Source organism: Photobacterium sanguinicancri (assembly GCF_024346675.1).
Classification (GTDB): domain Bacteria; phylum Pseudomonadota; class Gammaproteobacteria; order Enterobacterales; family Vibrionaceae; genus Photobacterium; species Photobacterium sanguinicancri.
This window is the reverse complement of sequence record NZ_AP024851.1, coordinates 348786-368497: the sequence shown is the minus strand read 5'-3', so window position 1 is coordinate 368497 and position 19712 is coordinate 348786. Positions and strand designations below refer to the sequence as shown.

General features: G+C 43.3%; 18 protein-coding genes. 8 read left to right on the top strand and 10 right to left on the bottom strand.

All coding sequences use genetic code 11. The features are described from left to right. Positions 1–102: 102 nt before the first annotated feature. Positions 103–1605, bottom strand: a complete 1503-nt coding sequence (locus tag OCU87_RS18605) for an EAL domain-containing protein (RefSeq protein WP_239928889.1) — start codon at positions 1603–1605, stop codon at positions 103–105. A 328-nt stretch (positions 1606–1933) separates the two neighbouring features. Here OCU87_RS18605 and OCU87_RS18600 point away from each other — a divergent pair, with 328 nt between their 5' ends. Then, positions 1934–2062 (top strand): hypothetical protein, encoded by a 129-nt coding sequence (locus OCU87_RS18600; protein WP_261859056.1) that lies wholly within the window; start codon positions 1934–1936, stop codon positions 2060–2062. A 672-nt stretch (positions 2063–2734) separates the two neighbouring features. Here the strand turns inward: OCU87_RS18600 and OCU87_RS18595 are convergent. From OCU87_RS18595 to OCU87_RS18585, 3 genes are all read right to left on the bottom strand, one after another. Beyond that, a complete protein-coding gene (locus OCU87_RS18595; RefSeq protein WP_261859055.1) occupies positions 2735–3649 on the bottom strand; it encodes a cation diffusion facilitator family transporter in 915 nt (304 codons plus the stop codon). Between the two features lie 246 nt (positions 3650–3895). Further along, positions 3896–4351, bottom strand: coding sequence for a hypothetical protein (locus OCU87_RS18590; RefSeq protein ID WP_094956727.1), 456 nt, complete (start codon positions 4349–4351; stop codon positions 3896–3898). 117 nt (positions 4352–4468) lie between these two features. Beyond that, positions 4469–4921, bottom strand: coding sequence for an MOSC domain-containing protein (locus OCU87_RS18585; protein WP_261859054.1), 453 nt, complete (start codon positions 4919–4921; stop codon positions 4469–4471). Between the two features lie 482 nt (positions 4922–5403). Here OCU87_RS18585 and pdhA point away from each other — a divergent pair, with 482 nt between their 5' ends. From pdhA to OCU87_RS18570, 3 genes are read left to right on the top strand one after another with little or no spacing between them, the layout of a single operon-like run. Continuing rightward, positions 5404–6504, top strand: coding sequence for a pyruvate dehydrogenase (acetyl-transferring) E1 component subunit alpha (gene pdhA, locus OCU87_RS18580; RefSeq protein ID WP_261859053.1), 1101 nt, complete (start codon positions 5404–5406; stop codon positions 6502–6504). Further along, the gene (locus OCU87_RS18575; RefSeq protein ID WP_261859052.1) at positions 6497–7480 is read left to right on the top strand and encodes an alpha-ketoacid dehydrogenase subunit beta; all 984 of its coding nucleotides are present in this window, start codon (positions 6497–6499) and stop codon (positions 7478–7480) included. Before pdhA ends, OCU87_RS18575 begins: the two co-directional genes overlap by 8 nt. Next, positions 7477–8706: a dihydrolipoamide acetyltransferase family protein gene (locus OCU87_RS18570; protein ID WP_261859051.1), complete on the top strand. Its 1230-nt coding sequence runs from the start codon at positions 7477–7479 to the stop codon at positions 8704–8706. The genes OCU87_RS18575 and OCU87_RS18570 overlap by 4 nt, the downstream gene beginning before the upstream one ends. Positions 8707–8723: 17 nt before the next feature. Here the strand turns inward: OCU87_RS18570 and OCU87_RS18565 are convergent, their stop codons facing one another. Then, entirely contained in the window at positions 8724–9563 is an 840-nt protein-coding gene (locus OCU87_RS18565; protein WP_261859050.1) for a hypothetical protein, read from the bottom strand. A 307-nt stretch (positions 9564–9870) separates the two neighbouring features. Here OCU87_RS18565 and OCU87_RS18560 point away from each other — a divergent pair, with 307 nt between their 5' ends. Then, positions 9871–10671 (top strand): hypothetical protein, encoded by an 801-nt coding sequence (locus OCU87_RS18560; RefSeq protein ID WP_062691212.1) that lies wholly within the window; start codon positions 9871–9873, stop codon positions 10669–10671. Positions 10672–10865: 194 nt separating this feature from the next. On the opposite strand, the gene OCU87_RS18555 is transcribed toward OCU87_RS18560, so the two are convergent. Continuing rightward, positions 10866–11828: an electron transfer flavoprotein subunit alpha/FixB family protein gene (locus OCU87_RS18555; RefSeq protein WP_261859049.1), complete on the bottom strand. Its 963-nt coding sequence runs from the start codon at positions 11826–11828 to the stop codon at positions 10866–10868. Beyond that, a complete protein-coding gene (locus OCU87_RS18550; RefSeq protein ID WP_062691211.1) occupies positions 11825–12577 on the bottom strand; it encodes an electron transfer flavoprotein subunit beta/FixA family protein in 753 nt (250 codons plus the stop codon). The genes OCU87_RS18555 and OCU87_RS18550 overlap by 4 nt, the downstream gene beginning before the upstream one ends. 199 nt (positions 12578–12776) lie before the next feature. On the opposite strand from OCU87_RS18550, the gene OCU87_RS18545 reads away from it, so the two are divergent. Beyond that, positions 12777–14456, top strand: a complete 1680-nt coding sequence (locus OCU87_RS18545; protein ID WP_261859048.1) for an electron transfer flavoprotein-ubiquinone oxidoreductase — start codon at positions 12777–12779, stop codon at positions 14454–14456. A gap of 63 nt (positions 14457–14519) precedes the next feature. Here OCU87_RS18545 and cutA read toward each other — a convergent pair whose 3' ends face one another. The 3 genes from cutA to OCU87_RS18530 form a co-directional block, all read right to left on the bottom strand. Further along, positions 14520–14837, bottom strand: coding sequence for a divalent-cation tolerance protein CutA (gene cutA / locus OCU87_RS18540; protein WP_261859047.1), 318 nt, complete (start codon positions 14835–14837; stop codon positions 14520–14522). A 150-nt stretch (positions 14838–14987) separates the two neighbouring features. Next, on the bottom strand, positions 14988–16979 hold the full coding sequence (locus OCU87_RS18535; protein WP_261859377.1) for an alpha-amylase family glycosyl hydrolase: 1992 nt from the start codon (positions 16977–16979) through the stop codon (positions 14988–14990). A gap of 277 nt (positions 16980–17256) precedes the next feature. Beyond that, complete coding sequence (locus tag OCU87_RS18530) at positions 17257–18192, bottom strand: DMT family transporter (RefSeq protein WP_261859046.1); 936 nt, start codon at positions 18190–18192, stop codon at positions 17257–17259. A 100-nt stretch (positions 18193–18292) separates the two neighbouring features. Between OCU87_RS18530 and OCU87_RS18525 the strand changes: the two genes are divergently transcribed. After that, on the top strand, positions 18293–19198 hold the full coding sequence (locus OCU87_RS18525; protein WP_062691208.1) for a LysR substrate-binding domain-containing protein: 906 nt from the start codon (positions 18293–18295) through the stop codon (positions 19196–19198). 314 nt (positions 19199–19512) lie between these two features. After that, on the top strand, positions 19513–19620 hold the full coding sequence (locus OCU87_RS18520; RefSeq protein WP_062691207.1) for a hypothetical protein: 108 nt from the start codon (positions 19513–19515) through the stop codon (positions 19618–19620). Positions 19621–19712: the final 92 nt, after the last annotated feature.

Sequence of the window (19712 nt, the reverse complement as noted above, 5' to 3'; positions counted from 1 at the left end):
ACTAAAATGAACGCATCATGGCAATACAACGTGCAATAAGACAAAGAACAATATGTGCCAGCGAAGTCGATTATACTGGCTGGCACTTTTTGTTTTAAGTACTTAACACTCATCAACTTGGTTATACAACAGCGTAGGTGGGATATTAAAACGTTTAGTTAACGATTTTCGAGATACCATACTCTTGCAGTAATACGCAAAATCTCGAAATGGCATCGGACGACCAAAATAGAAGCCCTGCTGTAAAGTCACTCCATGCTTAGCTAGATAGCGGGACTGCTCCTCTGTCTCAACGCCTTCGGCTATCATTTCCATTTGAGCTTCACGACCAAAAGCAATTATCGAGTCCAATAATGATAATTTAAGGTCTGCTGTTCCTATCGTTTCAACAAACATTTTATCGATTTTAATACTGCGAATATCCAGTTGTTGAATATAGCTGAAGCCACCATAACCTGTTCCAGCATCGTCTAGCTTCACATCTATGCCTTGAGTTCGGAGTGTCTCAATCACTTGCGATGCCATCGATAAATTAGTAAAACGCTTACGTTCCGTGACTTCAAATGCCAGTTGAGATGGCAACAAAGGCGACTCATCCAATATTGCGAGTGAACTTGCCAACACCTCAACATGTTCCAGTTGATCGGGTACAATATTCACACTAATGACTTGTTGAGTGTCACCCCAGTTAAGCTTAGAAACATCACCGATCGCTTTCTCAATGAGCTGCTCTGTTATCGGTAAAATCTGTCCGCTTTTCTCAACATAAGGAATAAACTCCATTGGAGATATCAGGCCTTGCCCATGCCGTTTCCAGCGAGCCAACATTTCGCAGCCGTACAGACTATTAGTCGATACATCAACAATCGGCTGATAATAAGGTATAAACTCTCGCTGTATTATCCCTTGTTCAACCAATGCATGTAATGACATTTTTCGATATTCAAAGAAGCGAATAATGACTAACGCAATAAAGCCAATACCAAAGCCAAGTATAAGTAGCGGAATGAGCATTTTACTGTGGTAGATAGACAGTAATTGAGGCGACACATAGACACGAATATTAATGCCATTGTCTAGGTTCATGCTAAATAAGATAGGTTGTGAGAATAACGCCGCATCACCACGCCAAAATGAAACTGTCGGATTATCAACAGCTGAAATTGCCGTCAGCACACAGTTTTTGCAATATTTATGACGTATGGCTTCAGTAACTATCGGCTCCATGTGCACATAAAGTGACCCCTTTTCACCTTGCCACTGTGCCACTAGCAAACTCTGCTCATTTCTAGAACCAGATGTTACCCACAAAGAAGACTGTTCAGACAAGGTTGAAATTAAGGGTGACAAGCTGTTTTCACCACTTGCTCCTTCAAAACTTGAACACTGAGAACCATCAGAGTTATGCAACGATAAACGGCGTAGTGCATAATCATTGTAGGTAATATGCTTTAACTGGTGGCGATCTAATGCCTTGCAATCAAATAGAAATAATTTAGACAGCGTTTCCAGCTTACTATCCAAAGAATCAACTTGCTGACTGTACTGCTGAAGCATGTTTTTAGCATCATTGCTAATAGTGTGCTGCAAATAAAGCTTTGACACATAACTACTTGTCGAAACAAGTAATGCACCACATAGAAACATGAAGAGCAGGCTGGCGACCCAGTTGCGTAAGTTCATTGAAGCGAACAGAGCACTCATTTTCAATGGCGATGAAGATTGGCTGTTTGAAGGCATATGAGGAAATAATTAGAAATCAAATGTCATTATTTATGTGCAACATGAGCACATCCGTGTGTTGTTAAACGATATTGATAAATCGCCAACTTAACAAGCAAAATCGTCACTATATATACGACTTAGATCATGTCTTATTAGATTGTTCGTTACAAAAAATACAAAATAAAATCATATAGATAGTGATAGAACTATGAATAGCATGCAAATGACAGCAACGTACGAACAGTGCTCATTGGGTATAGATGGTGTGGGTATAAAACGAAATAAGAAAAGTGACAAGCAGGGCATGGAAAAGAGAATGAAAGAACAACCAATCTAAACAGTTGTTTAGATTGGCATTTATCGGTTAATCATCGCAAAATGTGAATTAAAGAGATTCGCGCGAGTAATCAACATTTTTGGTGCATTTTTTCTCACGAGTAATGACGAAAATGCCACCAACAATAAATGCAAGAACTAGAACAATTTCCATAAACTGACCTTATAAAATTAAATTATATTAATCTGTAAATCTGAGCAAAAATGCACATTTTTCACTAGGTCTAAAAAATGTCTCTTCAACCAGTAGAAGCAATTTTTAGACTCGAATTAAGATACCGCAAAACGCTTACTTTTACATCTAAAAGTTATTTTCTTGTGATAAGCAATGCGACAAAATCACAATTTCACCTTTAAATGATTCTAAAAAGCGATAAAACCCACATCAATACATAACCCTAACCAATAACACCTAAATGTGGATACAAAGGCACAACAAGCACCTAACCTTACGTGTCTTAAGTTTGAGCCAACAATCGAATAGATGCCAGTTGCTACTTAGAAAATATTTATCTGCGTCCCCGTATACCGGCCAGTATTTTGCCTTGCTATAAGTTTCTCTGCGAATGAATAAATTACCAATGAAGAATAAGAAAAACTAATAGTAAAAAGCCAATAACATCGACAAAGATGTTATTGGCTTTTACTTCAATGCTTTATGAGGTTTTCCTATTTATAACCAACGTTCCTGAGTGGTAAAACTCACTGATAACCATGTATCACCCAGCTCACCTTTCAACTTATCCCAAATAACTTGACGAATGGCATCTTGTCGTTGGGTCGTCCAATGAGGGCTGCTATCGACCAAGATATTAATTTCCAAGTCGTACTGACGTCCTGTTTTCGCCAAATGATGGGTGTAATCATCAAACTCATACTGCTTTGAAATTGCTTCAATGACACCATCAACACGGTCTTGCACTTTACCTTGTGGCGCCACAAGGAGAACTTCACGTAAGTTACGGCTTAAAACTCGAATAGGTAGCACTGACGCCGAGATAGCAAGCGCTGATACTAAAATTGGATCCACATATGCATTCCAACGAGAATAACCTAAAGAATCCAGTGCCATTACAACCAGAAAACCAACGAGTAAGGCTGCACTCAAAATACCGTCTATCATCCACTCTTGGGAGTCAACTCGTACCAATTCTGATTCGATACTTTTCGCAATATGCGTTTCAGTAAAATAAATAGCAAAACAGCTAACGGTTGAAACAACGGCATAAACCAGCGCATGTTCGAGCACAATATCGTGTCCGCCTTCGACAATGGATTGCACACCACCGATAAACGCCCAAAGACACGTTACTAAGATAAGCAAGCCATTGACGACATTGATCAAAGGCTCGATATGCGCATAACCAAACTGAAACTGACGATCATCAGGTTTGGTTACAAGGTAAGCGGTATAAAGGCTAAGACCCGTCATACCCATACTAAGAAGTGAAAACATGCCGTCGAGTAATATGGCGTTGGATCCGACATACAATCCATAGCCAATCCCCATTGTGGCCAACAAAATTGTCCCCACAAGAGAGAGCTTAAGCGCTAAACGTTCCTTACTGATTTTACGGCTAGTAGCCATAGAACCTCCTATCAACAGTAAAAAAAAGGGTTTGAAAGGTTTACTTTAAGTATCATTCTCGAAAATGACAATGATATTAAATGTTAAATAATTGCATATAATAGGTATAAGTAAACTCAACTTTAAAATCAAGCCTTTATACTCAATTAGTAAATATCAGGGGGTTTTATAAATGGCAATTACTGCCAAGATAAGCTGATCGAGCCTACTCTCAGAGCACTCAATTAGCTTTAAGCGTGGGAGACATTATTCGCCTGAACGTTGTAATTGCAAGTTAGCGACGTCACTTAAAAAGGTCACCATTTTTACGCGGCTGACATTGTATTCAAAGTTTGGCGCTTCGCAATGTGGCGATGGTTGCATGCTAGAGGCTGCATGACTGCTTTCGGTAATAAACTGACAAGCGGCCCATTGTTCACAAGCCTGATTTCGCTCAATTTCTAGCTTTTCCCAATACGTTGAGAAATGACTTAGCGCAAAATGTAATTGTTGAAAATTTTCATCGGTTAATTCAGAGCGTAGCCCTGCAAGCTCATCTTTACGGTGATCAAGAAAGGTATCGAACGAGGAAGACAGCTCATCCGAGGCTGACGTGTAGCAGGTTTGTTCAACGTACTGACTAACATTCAGTGGCTGATTGGCACTTTGTTGGGAACTACATGCTGCAAGGCAGCTTAAAAGAGGTAGCAACATGCTTTTCATTGTCAGAGCCTTCCCATCAATACATATTGTCAGTATTGACCGAAAATAGCGCTACGTTGGGGCGAAGCGCTATTTTTCTCAATGGTGAGACAAATACCAGCTAAGTCAAACGCCTAACTAGATCACGCCACCAGCGGCTAGTAATACCGCTTTATCACCCACTCTCACTTCGCCATCAGCGACAACACAGCAACATACACCACCACGCCAATCAGGCATGAGCGCTTGAGTCAGCCCGTCATGTTGTTCATCCATACGAGGGCATGGATCTGTCTCGCGTGTAATTTCTAATCTAACTTCGCCAATTTGGATCACATCACCTACATTTGCCTTGTTAAAACGAATACCCTTGATCAAAATGTTCGAACGACGGACTGTCCAAGGAAGATTTGCACTCACATCGTTACATGCATCTTGCCATGACTCTGCACTCAATACCGTTAGCTGACGTTTTCCTGGTTTACCACGAAAATCGCCTACAACGCCTTGCTCTGTCGTCACTAAGGCTTGTGTCATTTCTTCCATTGGTGCGCGTGATTTTTCACGCTTAGCAATCGCTAATACTTCCATCTTTACTTCCTTTTATTATTCAATACGGCGAATAAGGTATCTTGCCATATTTCTTTTACTAACCCACCTTCAAAGTGGCCGTAATTTCGATAAGAACATAAGCATAGCGTTTTCTTTTACCCTTTATTCTCTCAAGTCTTCTACAGCGGCTCTGCTTTTTCATGAAATATTCATCCAACAGAAAGGAGCGAACTGACTCATTTCTAGCATTTCCTACTGTATTGAATTCTTTACTGATTAATTTATTACTATTGCAAGCGCAATTTAACATTTTAGTTACACTTAACCTATTAGGTTTATCATCACTTAACGCTAAGTTTGATGGATCAAACGCGTAAAAACTCTGACAGTAAGGGAAATACACGAATAAGATGTCGGACCAGCAGCTATGAGATGGTCGTTAATCTGTGACGATAAACACGGGTTCATTTGCTTTCATCTATTGCAGCTAACCATTGTGGCTGCGAGACAAGGAGCTTGAGATGAATATTCAAGCAATGCCGATGCATCGCTTTATCGATCACAAAGGCACACTGGTTACTCCGCTGCCAGCTTGGCTAAGCCACGACATGTTGGTTAGCTACTATCGCGACATGGTGCTCACCCGCGTATATGACAACAAAGCCGTTGCGCTGCAACGTACAGGTAAACTCGGTACTTATCCTTCACACCTTGGTGCAGAAGCCATTGGCATTGCCATTGGTCGCACATTAAAGTCTGACGATGTTTTTATTCCCTATTATCGAGATATGCCCGCCATGTGGGCGCGGGGTATCGCCATGGAAAAAAATCTCCAATATTGGGGTGGCGATGAACGTGGCAGTGATTTTCATTCCGAATCAGCCCCTCATAACCGTCCTTCACGTGATTTGCCGTTTTGCGTCCCTATTGCCACCCAGTGTACTCACGCAGTTGGTGTTGCCGCAGCACTTAAAATTGAAGGCGGTCACCATGCTGCATTAGTCACTTGTGGCGATGGCGCAACCTCTAAAGGGGATTTTTTGGAATCCATTAATTGCGCCGGAAGCTGGAATATTCCGTTAGTTTTTGTCATCAATAACAATCAGTGGGCAATCTCTGTTCCACGCGAAATTCAGTGCGGTGCAGAGTTTCTTGCTGACAAAGCAAAAGGCGCAGGGATCACTGGGATCACAGTCGATGGCAATGATGTCGTCGCTATGCTTGATGCAGTCAAAACAGCGCTGGAACAAGCTTACAGAGGTAAAGGTGCCACACTGATAGAGGCGATAAGTTATCGATTAAGCGATCATACTACTGCCGATGATGCTAGCCGCTACCGTAGTGAAGATGAATTGCAGCAAGCATGGCAATACGAGCCAATTAGTCGCTTAAAACAGTACCTCATCAACGCTGGCCGATGGACAGAACAAGATGAAACCGAATTATTAGAGCTGTGTAGAAAAGACGTAGAAGCCGCAGTTGAGCGTTACCTCGCAATTATTCCACAAGCACCAGAATCCGCATTTGATTACTTATATGAATCGCTCAGTGATGATTTACATCAGCAACGTGATGCCATCATCAATAAAGCAATGCGCATGCAAGGAGCAAAACATGGCTGAGATGACTCTACTTGAAGCTGTTAACCTCGCCTTACATCACGAAATGGCAAGTGATCCGAAAGTTATCGTGCTGGGTGAAGATGTCGGTGATAACGGCGGTGTTTTCCGAGCAACTGTTGGACTTAAAGACAAATTCGGCTGCAAGCGCGTTATTGACTCACCGCTTGCCGAAGCATTAATTGGCGGCGTCACTGTCGGTATGGCTAGCCAAGGGCTACGTCCTGTGGCTGAATTTCAATTCCAAGGCTTTGTCTTTCCTGCGCTAGAGCATTTGATGTGTCATGCCGCCAGAATGCGAAACCGAACCCGTGGTCGCCTCACCTGCCCTGCTGTCTTCCGTGCCCCATTTGGTGGTGGTATTCATGCACCAGAGCATCACTCTGAGAGTGTCGAAGCGCTGTTTACCCACACTCCCGGATTCAAGGTCGTGATCCCATCTTCTCCACAACGTGCTTATGGCTTACTGCTTGCTGCCATTCGCAGCAATGACCCTGTGATGTTCTTTGAACCAAAGCGGATTTATCGCACGGTAAAATCTAATGTTGAAGATAATGGCAATGCACTACCACTCGATACCTGTTTCACACTGCGTAAAGGTCGCGATATTACTTTAGTCACTTGGGGAGCATGCGTGGTCGAATCACTACAAGCTGCCGATGAATTGTCTAAGCAAGGAATAGAAGCCGAGGTGATCGATTTGGCCTCTATTCAGCCGCTAGACATGCGCACCATCTTCGCTTCACTTGAAAAAACAGGACGGTTACTGGTTGTTCATGAAGCCTGTAAAACAGGAGGTGTAGGGGGTGAAATTATCGCCCGCACTGCCGAACATGCCATGTGCTTATTAAAAGCCCCACCGAAGCGCGTAACAGGTATGGATACAGTAATGCCTTATTACCGCAATGAAGACTACTTCATGCTCCAAGAGGCTGACATTATTGCGGCTGCCAGAGAATTAGTGGAGGGTTGGAAATGAAAGCATTCACACTACCCGATTTAGGCGAAGGGTTGGCAGAGTCTGAAATTTTAGAATGGCACGTCAATATTGGTGACGTTGTCACACTAGACCAAATTATCCTAACCGTTGAAACGGCTAAAGCAACCGTCGATGTTCCAGCCCCTAACAGCGGTACGATCATGAGCAGGCACGGGAATGAAGGTGACATCATTAATATAGGTTGTCTGTTGGTCGAAATTGATGAGCAAGTAACCGCAACAACAGCGGCTTCTGGGACAAGCTTACCTTCACCGCCTTCTGCAAATAGAAAAACGACATCGTCTAGCAGCTCAAAAAATCGTGAGCATGATACTCACAACTCAAGCACTCACAGTGCCAAAAACGATGCTGCAACTGTAGTCGGCAATGTTTCTCAAACTAGCCACAACATCAATATCGATGAATTTTGGGTAGGGAGTGAAAAGTCACATGATGAAAAAATGGTGATTACAGCACTCCCTTCAGCCCGAGTTTTAGCACAAAAACTCGGTATCAATTTACATCATATTCAAGGCTCTGGTCCTGATGGGGTGATCCTCGACTGCGACGTACATCAAGCTAGTGATCAACAACGTCCAGGCACTGAAATGCTAAGAGGTGCGCGTCGTAGCATGGCGGCAAGTATGGCTAAGGCCCACCAACAAATAGCAGCCGTTACCATTACAGAAGAAGCCATCTTGAGTTCTTGGGCTGCCAACGAGGATATAACAACACGGTTAGTGCAAGCTATTGTCGCCGCCTGTAAGAAAGAACCCGCGCTCAATGCGTGGTTCGATCCTGATACCATGACTCGGTGCGTACATAGCATGGTGAATATTGGCGTTGCAGTAGACAGCCAATATGGACTGTATGTGCCTGTGATCCGTCATGCTGATGAGTTTCATGCCGAGGACATCAGAGAGTGGATTAACGATACTGTTGCAGGTATAAAAGCGCGGAAAATTGGACGAGAGCAGCTCCAACACGGCACCATTACACTTACCAACTTTGGCGCGATTGCCGGTATTTATGCCACCCCAGTTGTCTCGCCCCCGCAAGTCGCAATTGTTGGAGCAGGTAGGATCATCAAGAAACTGGTACTCACTAACGGGAAAGCCGAAGAAGTGAATGCCCTCCCACTTTCAATGACCTTTGATCACCGTGCCTGTACAGGCGGTGAAGCAGCACGTTTTATGAAGGCACTAGTCACGCAGCTAGAAAGCTAAAGTAACAATTAAAGACGTTATGCTAACGTTCCAGAACGTAAACAAGCGTGTCGATCATGCAGTTCAATCACCCTTTGTACGGTCGCATCGGCACGCCTAGCACCAAAAGAGGCAAGGTGCTTAACCACTGTCGTGCCTTGGGAGGCTTTTTCATAGCCACTTAACCACAGTCTAAATGCCGTCATTTCATTTTCATTACATCGAGGGAAGCGACTCGCTGGGCGCGCCATACCAATCCGCCAAGGCTTAGGGCTGAGGCGAGCTCGAAAACATGCTTGACGATGGCACAAGTGCTGATAAAGAGGATCGACATTCAAATCTTTAAATAACGAAGTAACAATAGGATCTTGCGAATTAATGACGCGACTCGTTTCTATAAAACGAATGCCAGAATGTGTCTCATAAACCCGAAAGGACAAATCGGGGTGCGCAGCTTGATAAGCTTCTATCTTTTTTAAATAGTAGCCCTTATCTTTTTTCGTCTTACCAAACTTTTCCAGAAAACGTTCAATAAAAGAAGGGGGGGTAACGTCAATATCACCAAACAATGCAACATCAGTATTGAGGACAAGCGCACCATAATGGTTACGCGTTAGTACTGCCAGTACAGTATCATCAGGTGCTTTAACTTCTTCGAGTAACTCCTCTCGAACAAAGCCTACCCAGTATTCATAATCACCCTTTTCCGTGAAATCACTCGCCATAAATGCGTTTAAAGATGCAACCCGTTTTTGGGCATTATGATCGGCATCTTCAGAAGATGTATTCGAGCCGCCCCAAACCGAAATAATAGGCTGCCCAAACTGTTTTTCATCAACATTAACGTCTTGTTTTTCCCAATACTTTGCAAATTTCATAACATCTCCCTGTCTTTGTTCATCTTACCATTTAAATAAAAACATTTTCCTATCTCATCATTGTTCTTAGCCAGTCATAATAATAATTGCGTCCCTTCTCTATCGAAATAGTTCGATTAGGTAGCAGTATAAAATGTAACAAAGCGTAACACTTACTTAGCTAACCAGCTGTTTTTAGGTATTTATATTCACACATTTACACACTCAATCCTCTTAATTTAAAGCGCTGTTTTATTACTCAGGCTCTGTTCAGTATTAATCCTTACTATCATCCCTATCAAATAGAAACAGCCAGCAGGACCGAACTATGACCCTTTTACTAAAAACTTCTATCGCCGCTGTACTGAGTGCTACTTTACTAACTGGTTGTGTTAACCCTGATCAAAACGACCCAAATGCCGCCACTAAGCAAGGTGCTATTGGTGGTGCATTGCTAGGGCTAACCATGGGTGCGCTAACTGGTGATGCAGAGCTTGCTGCCAAAGGGGCGATCGCAGGTGGGGTTGCAGGGGGAGTCAGCGGTTCTATGGTTGATCTTGATAACAATCGCGATAACCAACGCCATTCCAGCCGTGATGATGCCATTGCCCAAATAGGAAATAGCCAACAACAAGGTGTTAACGCAGCACCTACGCCCACTCAGCCTCAAGCTTGGGCTGATCTTGATAAGTTTACAGGCAACTGGCAAGTGGCAATCTGGAGCAGTACGACGGGTGAAACCATTAATGCGAAAGCCGATGCCCGTGGATCTTTAACCAAAACCACGGCGGCTCAAGTCGCTATCAACAACTTACAAGTTAACGGCAGTGCAAATTCACTCGCCATGACAGCAGAGTTCAGCTTTACACCATCAACGGGTTATATCCTTGCTGTAAAAAACAATGTTGATAACACAACCGCTCAATTTGTGGGTGAGTACCAAGCAGCCAATAATCGCTACAATTTTTATCCAGAATCGACGGATGTCAGTGTCATTAAAGGTGTTGATGCCTCACAAGTGCGCTTAGAGCTTGGCTTTGCGGGGAACAATGTTTGGATGGTAGATACATGGGCTGCTGTCGATGGACAAGATGTTAAAGTTCAGTCATATCGCTTTACTCGAAGTTGATTTCTTGAGCTAGTATTAAATTGAATCCACTGCCGCAAGTCAGATATACCAATATGAATAAGTAGTTTCATCATTATTTAGTTAGCTTGGTATTACTTGCATTTTGAGTATGCTTTATCCTTTACGAATAAATGCCTTTCTCTACGGCACACAACGAATGTGTGCCGTTTTTCTCTCTTTTGACTCTCATCCACTCAGCCAAGTTCATCAATCAGCGCAGGTAAAATTTCGAATAAATCTCCGATCAACGCATAATCTGCAATCTCAAAAATAGCGGCATCAGGATCATTATTTATCGCGACGATCACCTTAGAATCTTTCATTCCAGCTAAATGCTGAATAGCCCCTGAAATCCCTATCGCAATGTACAAATCAGGCGCAACAATTTTACCCGTTTGGCCTACTTGTAGCTCATTAGATACATAACCCGCATCTACCGCTGCTCGCGAAGCCCCAATGGCTGCATCGAGCTTATCGGCAAGCTGCTCAACCATAGCAAAATTTTCTTTACTGCCTAACCCTCGCCCCCCCGAAACGACTACACGCGCTGCTGGCAATTCAGGGCGAGCACTCGCAACCACTTGCTGAGAAACAAATTCAACTAATAGAGATTGATGCGTTATAGCTACGAAATTAACTGGCGCAGATCCCTGAGAGTCTGAAAGTTGCTCTGCAGCATCAAAAGCCGATGCCCGTACCGATATCGCTTTAATACGGTCGTTAGAGCGAACCCGAGCGAGCGCATTGCCCGCATAAATTGGCCGAATAACCGTATCTTTCGACTCAATCTCTATCACATCAGACAGCATACCCACATCCAGTAATGCCGCGATTCTTGGCAAAAGGTTCTTACCAAACGTGGTCGCAGCAGTGAGTATGTGACTATAGCCTTCGGGACTATCGCTGTGCTCACTAACCATAGCTTCAACCAGTACCGATACATTTTCAGCAAGAGCGTGCTGATAACACGATGAATCCGCCACCAGCACAGAATCTATTGTTTCAATACGCTGAGCTTGCTCAATAATAGCATTCACATTTTCGCCTGCTATCAGCATATCTATTGGTTGATCTAAACTTGCAGCTGCACGTACTACTTTTAAGGTGTCAGTCGCTAGTGAATGTCCATTATGTTCCGCAATAATTAAGGTTTTCATTCGATCACCTTCGCTTCATTTCGCAATTTAGTGACTAGCTCTTGCACTGATTCAACGCGGATCCCTGATTCGCGCTTCGGTGGCACCATAACGTCGATAATCTCCTGTCTTGGTGCTATATCGAGCTCAAACTCATCAATCGCGATAACCGCAAACGGCTTGCGCTTGGCTTTCATAATATTGGGCAAAGATGCATAGCGAGGCTCATTTAATCTAAGATCGGTGCTAATAATGGCAGGTAGCTGGAGCGATAAGGTTTCTAGGCCACCGTCTATTTCACGCGTGACAACCACAGTTTGCGTATTCACAGTAAGTTCAGAAGCAAAAGTACCTTGAGGATAACCCGTTAGCGCAGATAGCATTTGGGCAACTTGGTTGTTGTCGGTATCAATAGATTGCTTGCCCAATAACATCAGAGACGGTTGTTCTTTTTGCACTAACGCATTGAGTAACTTGGCTATCGCAAGAGGTTCTAATTTATCGGATGTTGCAATATGGATCGCGCGATCGGCTCCTAATGCGAGTGCGCTTCTTAATTGTTCTTGGCAGGTATCATCACCTACCGAAACGACAACAATTTCAGAGGCAATATCCGCTTCTTTTAAGCGCACAGCTTCTTCAACGGCAATTTCACAAAATGGATTCATTGCCATTTTGACATTGCTATCTTCCACGCCGCTTCCATCATCTTTAATCCGAATTTTCACATAAGGGTCAATCACACGCTTAATCGCTACTAGCACTTTCACAGTGTCTTCCTTCTTAAAAAAGAAATGTCTTTGAGAGCCTTGTGCGCTGTTTTTAATCTCGTTATATGTGTGGCACATGTGCCTCAGATGATTCTTTGAGCCTAGTTTAATTTACGTTTACGTCAACTGCGCTATAGTTAAATTTATACTGTAAATCGCCAGTTTCTATATACGTAAATCGCACACAGAGGTCGCTTTGATGGAACGAGAATGTATGGAGTTTGATGTGGTGATTATCGGTGCTGGCCCTGCAGGGTTAGCAGCGGCTTGCCAGTTAATGCTGATAGCAAAACAGCAAAAAAAACCGCCACCCAATGTCTGTGTGCTTGAAAAAGGCGCTGAAGTTGGTGCTCATATTCTGTCTGGCGCGGTATTCGAAACGCGTGCGCTTGATGAGCTTTTCCCTGATTGGGAACACACAGATGCACCGATTGTTTCTCAAGTTGCTGAGAACCATCTTTACTGGCTGACCAATGCCAACAACCACCTTGTTATACCTGAACACCTCGCGCCTGACAGTATGAATAACGATGGCAACTACATCATTAGTTTAGGCTTATTGTGCCGTTGGTTAGCCAAGCAAGCAGAACAACTTGGTGTCGAAATTTTTCCGGGTTTTGCTGCATCCGATATTTGTTACGACAGCAGTAATGCCGTCACAGGTGTGATCACTTCGGATATGGGGCGAGATAAACAAGGTACACCAAAAGCCACTTTTGAAGCGGGTATTGAGTTAAAAGCCAAATACACCATTTTTGCTGAAGGAAGTCGCGGACACTTAGGTAAACAGCTCATTGCGCATTACCATTTAGATAACAACAAACCGCCCCAACACTATGCGCTAGGCATTAAAGAATTATGGAAAATCCCTGCCAAGCAACATCAAGAAGGGCTCGTGATCCACGGTACTGGTTTTCCTCTTAGTGAGTCTGATTCGACAGGAGGAAGTTTTCTTTATCACCTTGAAGGCAATCGTTTAGAAGATCAAAACTCAGAAGAGCACTATGTCGCCGTTGGGCTAATTGTTGATTTAAATTACCAAAACCCCTATCTAAGCCCCTTTGATGAATTTCAAAGAATGAAACACCACCCTGTGTTTGCCCAGTATTTACACGGCGGCGAACGCATAACCTATGGCGCAAGAGCTATCACTAAAGGCGGCTTATCTTCACTGCCTCGCCAGCAGTTTCATGGTGGATTATTGATTGGTTGCGATGCAGGTACCCTTAACTTTGGCAAAATTAAAGGCAGCCATACCGCGATGAAATCTGGCATGCTCGCCGCACAAGCAATACATGATGAACTCACCGCTGGCTTTACCCACACAGTACCTGGGTACGAACGGTTATTTCATGATTCTTGGCTATACCAAGAACTTCATCAGTCACGTAATGTCGGCGCTAACATCCATAAATACGGCCAACTATTCGGAGGCGTACTCACCAGTATTGAACAAAACTGGTTAAAAGACCGCGCAACGTGGACACTACCCGACAGCTTGCCAGACCATTTAAGCTTGAAGCCCCTCGCCAAATGTAAGCCTATCGCTTATCCCAAACCAGATGGCATGCTAAGTTTTGATAAGCCCTCATCGTTATACCTCTCTGGCACTCAGCATGAAGAGAACCAACCCTGCCATTTGGTATTAAGTGATCCTATATTACCTATCACTTCTCATTTAGCTGAAAACGGGGAACCCAGCCAGTATTACTGCCCCGCTGGTGTATATGAAATCGTCGGGGACGCAGGCCAACAGCGTCTAGTGATCAACGCCGCTAACTGCCTGCACTGTAAAACTTGTGATATCAAAGACCCTTCGCAAAACATTACTTGGCGACCACCAGAGGGTGGCGGCGGACCTAATTATCCAAATATGTAACCCGTATTCTACTGGCAATAAAGCAAACAACGAATGACGCAGAAAGAACATTGAGAGTGCCGATTATTGGCACTCTTCATTAATCCAATCAACATAGCCTTTCAAACCACGACTAATTGGCAGTTGGATAATTTCAGGCGTTTCATAATCGTGTTGTTTTACAATTTCAGCTTCTACCGCATCATATAGCGATACCTTGGTTTTAATCATCATCTGCTTTTCAGCATCGCAGTTTACTTCACCCTTCCAGTGATAGTAGCTTTCAATTGCTTGCACTTGGATACACGCCGCTAACCGCTGCTCAATCAAAGCATCAATAATACGTTTACCCACTTTTTCGTCTGAGAACGTAGTCATCACTACACAGCACTGCTCGGTCATTTCTGTCTCTCTTTTGTATTCATTAAGAGTGAGTATATCGCTATATCTCTTTCTCTAAAAAAGTAGAACCTTGTTATTTTAATTGCGATCAAAAAAGGGAGCACAAAGCTCCCTTATCCAAATAGGTATTAATACTATACGTGCGACTCGCTATTCATCACATTTAGAGACCATGATTTGGCGTGGGCTACCTTGGTCACTGAACTTCAAACTCCATACATAACGGCCTGCCACTGGTAGCGTGACTGCGGTATCTTTACCATAGCCGCCAAACTGTAGGGTTTTCTCTTGCCCAGGTTTGAGCTCTAAACCTTCAGCCGTGTATTGTGGCGACCAATCTTTAGTGGCGTACTGCATACGGTAGGCCCCCGCCACTTCATCCACCACCACTTGATACGTATTGTCGCCTTTATAGCTGTATGCGCGGTTATCTTTGTGTTTCCAGCCAGAATCTGCAAAATCACCCACCACATACATGGTTTCCGTTTTAGGACCAGCCTCTACTACTGTTGGGTTATCACACTGCGCCATAAACCCTTTTCCCGTTAGCACGGCTAAGGTTGTTTCAACTTTTACCCCTGCATTGGAGGGTTTTTCTATCTCAAGAAAACGGGCTTGGAAACCTGATAGTGGGATCTGATATTCACCATTTACAGGTTCAAAACGGACGTTAGTTTGCAGATCGACCAAAACACCTTCCGATGCAATATCTGCCGCCTTAAGGGTTAACATATTTGCTTTCGCTTGAGTGCTCACCATATAAAGCAAGGCATCGTCACCTTTCTGCTTATGATCAACATACACAGCGTCTGTCGCTAATACCGAAGTGCGCTTACCATGCACTATCGCAGGGTGCTGCTCGCGAAGTGTCATTAAAGAAGCAACATAATCCCGCAGTTCAGTCTGTTGTTGGTTTAATTGCGTCGTTACACCGTCAATCTTGGCGCTGCTACGCGCTACATGATCATCACAGTAACCTTGTAGGGCGCAAATATCACTGCTGGCCTTATCAGCAAAGTTCGGGACTTCATCACCCACTTCTTCACCATAATACAAGGTGATCGGACCGTTATAAGCACCTAAGAAAGAAAGTGCAGCACGGTGACGCGCCCAGTATTCTGCCTGATCAGGCTTAGCGATGTTGCCACGCTGAAGTAAATCGCCAAAGCGCACTAGATCATGATTGCCCAGCATTAGGTTAGGCTTTGCATGTGGCGGGTATAAATCGTGTAATTTCATCCCTTCAGCGAGCCACTCACCGCCTTTACCACCATTATTGTTTTCATTAACAGCAAAGGTTTCTACAACGCGGTAACGTACAGGGAAATCAAATGCCGAGCATAACGCAGGATCTTTTTCTGGACCGTAACCTGTTCGAGTGATGTAGTTTTCATTGTTCCAAATCTCAGCAACCATATAACCTAATGGATGCACAGCTTCACCTTCGGCATTTTGATATGTCACCGACTGCGAGGCCTGATCAACACTTTTACGCAGTGCTTTCCAAGCAGGAAGAGGCACTTGGTAGGCTTGATCTAAACGCCACCCATCGATTTTGAGTTCTTTAACCCAGTAAGATGCGACTTCTTGATAAAAAGCGAGACTTTCTGGGTAATCGACAGGATTGCTGTCACCAGCAGGAAGGCGACCTTGTGGGGATGGAACAAGGTTGTCTTTATGGTGACCAAACACACCATCTAAGAACACATACATGCCTTTCGCATGTGCAGCTTCGACTAATTCACGCGCTTTATCCATATCACCAAAACGTGGGTCAATGCTAAAGTAGTCACTGGTAAAATAGCCGGTCGCATCTAAGCGGTCAGCCCAGTGGTTCTGCCCTTCATCAGGAATCGAATTAAAAATAGGGGTTAGCCAAATCGCATTCATGCCAAGCGATTGGATATAATCGAGCGAATCAATCACGCCTTGTAAATCACCTTTATGGTGGCTGGTACCATAACCTGTGCCATGACCGATACTGTCATTACCGTTTACAAAGCTTTCAACCATAACCTGATAAATACGTAGGTCTTGCGATTGTTCAACCATAGGTACGGCGCATTCATAAGGCTCGCTGATATAACCTAACGACTCAGTATTTTTCGTGCTCTGGCAACCAATAAGGGTACTGGCTACCATAAGCGCTAACGTTGTTTTTCCTATCCTTTTATCCACGATGAAGTCCTTCAATAAGTTATGACTTGTTATTGTTCGTCTTATATTTAGATAATTTCATCGTTATTATTCGCGATATAAATGTATATTACCCCATCCTTAAAGCACTTTATTGCAGGCGTAGAAGTAAGGCTGAGAGATCAAGGTCACATTCAGTGCTACCATAATGCTACTCCCTGTTTTTATTACATTTTATTCAACAGAGACACGCACAGCTTATATCCTTATTCTTGATGAATTTTCATCGATCTACAGTAGGGTCTGTCGCTAACGAAAAGTCAGATTCAAGCGACATTTCGATAACAGTTTGTGCCTCTTTTTTTCGTGCTCTTTTTTGTTTTTGCTCAACCTTCGCCAATAACAATAAAGGCAGGATGATCAACGCCGCTCCAATTAGCATTTCAATTTCAGGCATTTCACCAAACCACACAATGCCGACTAACACGGCACCTAATAAACCACTGTATTCAGCACTGGCAATTTTATTACTTTCAACCGAACGATAGGCAACGACACATGTGGCGGCATAGATAAGAATAAAAAAGCTTGATCCCGCAGCTGTCAGTAAAGGCGCCCAATTCCACGCTTCACCTTCCCACAGCGCTAACCCGAATGACGCAGGCATACCAACTAGATTCGTTAACAGTAAGGTTTGTGCAACCGTCTGGTGAGTCGGTAATTTACGAATCAACAGATTATTTCCTGCCAAGGTTAGCGCAACAACCAATGCAGAAATAGCGGCCCAATCAATGTGCGTTGGACGGATAACCACCAGCACACCAATAAAGCCAATCACGCCAGTTAAAACAGACTGCTTACTCAACTTTTCACGGAAAAAAACAAACGCCAGCGGCAACATAATAAGAGGAGCAGCATAGAAAATGGCATTCGCTGTTGCTAGTGGCATCGAATTAATGGCGAAAACCATAAAAACTGCGCCAAAAAGCCAAATATGGGCGCGAAGTGCATGCCATTTCAAACCACTGGTTAATTCAGGTAATGAACTTTTGACACAAAATGGCAATAAAATAATCACCGCTGTTAATTGGCGGAAAAAGACAAACTGAAACACCGCCACACCATCACCAAGTGTTTTGATCAGCGCATCAGAGAATACTGCAATTAAATTACCAACAATCAGTAACAACATCGCATAGCCGACAGATTTATTAGACATTGAACATGCTCTTAAACTTAGTGAAATTTTTATGCAGCGTATTCAATCTTTAAAATGAAGTATAATGATAAATATTACTTTAGTATGAGTTATTTCGATAATGAAACTTCCCCCACTTCGTGCTGTTCATTGCTTTGAAGCCGTCGCCCGTCATAACAGTTTTTCGCAAGCTGCCGAGGTGCTCAATGTCACTCAAAGTGCGGTGAGTCATCAAGTGAAATTACTCGAAGATTATTTAGGAAAACCACTGTTTATTCGTCAAGGCAGGCTACTTTCCCTTAGCGATGAAGGTAAGCACTATTACGATACAGTCAGTAATGCGCTACAAGATATTGCCCATGCCAGCAATGTCATAAAAGAAGGTAAAAAAAGCCAATTACGGCTAGCAATGTATAGCACCTTAGCCGTTAAATGGCTTATCCCTCGCCTTGATAAACTTCGGCAAGAATACCCAGAAATAGATCTATCTTTAACCATGGTTGCTGACGAACCCGACTTTAACGATCAGACTGCCGATTGCTTTATTACTTGTAAGCCGCCCAAAGCCAAATACACCAGTGAACTTCTTTATAACGAACGACTCTACCCTGTATGTAGTAAGCAGGTATGGGACAAAATCAAAGACCAAGCTATGCCTGATGCACTTTGGGACTTCCCGCTTTTATCCGTAAAATCCGTACTTCCAGCGGGCAAAGAAGGTGATGATTGGCGAACATGGTGTCAATTAGGACAGTTCCCGTTACCTAACCATGCTCAAATGCACTATTTCAGCCATCTGCTACTCTCGGCAGAGGCTGCGCGCTACAATCAAGGGATCGCGCTATTGAACCACTATTTTATGACTGAAGAAGAGAATCAGCATGAATTAGTACGTATTCCATTACACGACCTTCCTACTGGTGATAATTTCTATTTCACTTATAAAGAAAGCTGTGCCGATCAACCTAATATACGCAAGCTAGGTGCATGGTTAAGGCGTCAGTGTGATGAAATGGAACCGCATTAATCCTGATTGCAGAGATTTTTATATTAGTAAAACAGCAAGCACGAATTGAAATTTTATTCATGGAATCACAATAAATACTCTCCCAACAGATAAAATCTTATACAATCACAATAAGTACTAAACAGAGGTTTTATAGCAAACGGTATAATACATATAGCTATATCACGTCAATTTTAAGGATAGTGAGTAGGGCTACAGCAGCATTAGCAATAAAACGATGAAGGCTTGATTACGCTTTTGTATTTTGTTGCAACTTCGCACTCGAAACCTACAGGCTTTTATGGCACATTAGCGCCAAAGTACCAGGAGATATCATGGATAAGCTATTTACAGTATTGAACAAGGTTGCCGCTTTTATGGCGATGATCATGTTTGTGATTGGTGGCGGAATGGCACTATACGTTGCTTTCTACGGGCCATAGTTCCAGTCACTAAACGACTTCAGAGCCATCACCTCCCCTCTCAAGATCACAGCCAGTTATTACTCTGATGTAGTAACTGGTTTTTATCTTTG